This window comes from Bacillus sp. Xin1, assembly GCF_013314535.1.
GTDB lineage: Bacteria > Bacillota > Bacilli > Bacillales > Bacillaceae_G > Bacillus_A.
In genome coordinates this window covers 1-1623 of sequence record NZ_JABUAE010000125.1, presented here as the reverse complement: position 1 = coordinate 1623, position 1623 = coordinate 1, and the positions used below count along the sequence as shown (strand labels likewise).

The 1623-nt window shown below is 32.8% G+C and carries 2 protein-coding genes; both read right to left on the bottom strand.

The genetic code is table 11. From position 1 onward, the window contains the following. Positions 1–465: 465 nt before the first annotated feature. Positions 466–1197, bottom strand: a complete 732-nt coding sequence (locus HRG09_RS28020) for a DsbA family oxidoreductase (protein WP_174104061.1) — start codon at positions 1195–1197, stop codon at positions 466–468. A gap of 97 nt (positions 1198–1294) precedes the next feature. Continuing rightward, positions 1295–1468 (bottom strand): hypothetical protein, encoded by a 174-nt coding sequence (locus HRG09_RS28015; protein ID WP_174104060.1) that lies wholly within the window; start codon positions 1466–1468, stop codon positions 1295–1297. Positions 1469–1623 lie beyond the last annotated feature (155 nt).

Below are 1623 nucleotides of genomic sequence, written 5' to 3'. Positions count from 1 at the left end.
ATATAATATTACACCTCTATATAATAATAGTCAATGGTTTTTAAAAAGTTTTTTCAAAAAATGTGATTCATTCTTTTACATTACTATAATATGCGAGATGCACTATTGAAACTTCTCTCCCCCTAGACAATACCCCTATCTCAAATAGTAGTAATGAACAGAAAGTCATAGCCTCCCCTTCTTACTCTATTTCTTTTACCGAGACCAATACTCTCTCTTTAATACTCCATACTATATAACAAGCTAACAATTGTATTTATCTTTACAAACCTTGAACACGTCTCAATTTAGAACGTTCCTAATGATTTAGTTATCAGGGAAATTCCTTCCTCAAAACGAACAAAACCCACAGAAGTTTCATAAGTTTCTGTGGATTAAAATTAAGCAATTATTACTATTTCGGTATACAGTATTACGCAGCTTATTCCTCAATTACATCATATACTACATAATAGATGGAAAAAGCTATTGTTCTTTTGATGGTACCGAACAGCTACCATCTGTGCAAAGAGCATCATTTGTACCATCTGATGAAAGCTCTTGGAATTTAGGCTTAGGATTCTCTTCTTCCCACACCTTTTGAAGTGCACCAACAAACGTTTCAAGTGGTTGCGCACCTGAAATAGCATATTTTTGATTAATAATAAAATATGGTACTCCGGTGATCCTATATTGTTGGGCAATCCCTTCATCAATTCGAACATCATTTGCATAAGCACTTTTATTATTTAGCACACTTAAAGCTTCTTTTCTATCTAAACCTGAAGCTTCCGCAATATCCGCAAGTGTTTCCGCATCACTCAAGTTTTTGGATTCAGTAAAATATGAAAACAGCAGATTTTCTATGACATCCTTTTCTTTTTCATGATTCTTTGCAAACTTTGCCAAACGATGGGCATCAAAAGTGTTCGTCGGTTTCATTTCTTCAAAATTAAAAGTTAAACCTATACTAGCTGCCTGTTGGCCTATTTGTATACTATTTTGTTTAGCTTCTTCAATACTAATCCCATACTTTGATGCAATTGCTTCGTGAATGCTTACTCCAGAATAGACTGGAGTATTTGGATCTAATTCAAAACTTTTAAACTCAACATCAACTTCATTTTTATGTGAAAATTGGTCTAGAGCCTTTTCTAACCTTCGCTTCCCGATATAACAAAACGGACATACAAAATCAGACCAAACTTCAATTTTCATACTAACACCTCTTTTAATTTAGGTTTCAATCATTGTAGCACGAGCTTTGAAAGATTCAAAAATTTATGCTTCCAGAGGTCTAGTTTTATCCGATCAGCTATCGATGAGTTTCTAGTTTCAATAAATAACCCCATAATCTAAAATGAGGAAGTTGTTTAAAATAAACTCTTTCGCGAGGATAACTTTTTTCAAAACACTCTACTAATAATCTTTGAATAGCCACCCTCAATTTTTGATCGATTTCATACTCAAAGACCATTTCTATGTTCAAGTTATCTTCTCCTCACGATTAAGTTTTTTAAGTTTCCACAAAAATTTCATCAGCATGAAACAATAATCCTTCTAGCAATACTTTTTATAATAATTAAGCTTATTTCTATCGTTATTTGGGTATATCAAGGCAAAACATATCCTTAAGAAACACTC

Coding starts and splice junctions, on each gene's coding strand:
- HRG09_RS28020 (WP_174104061.1), bottom strand. CDS start 1,197: ATGAAAATTGAAGTTTGGTCTGATTTTGTATGTCCGTTTTGTTATATC.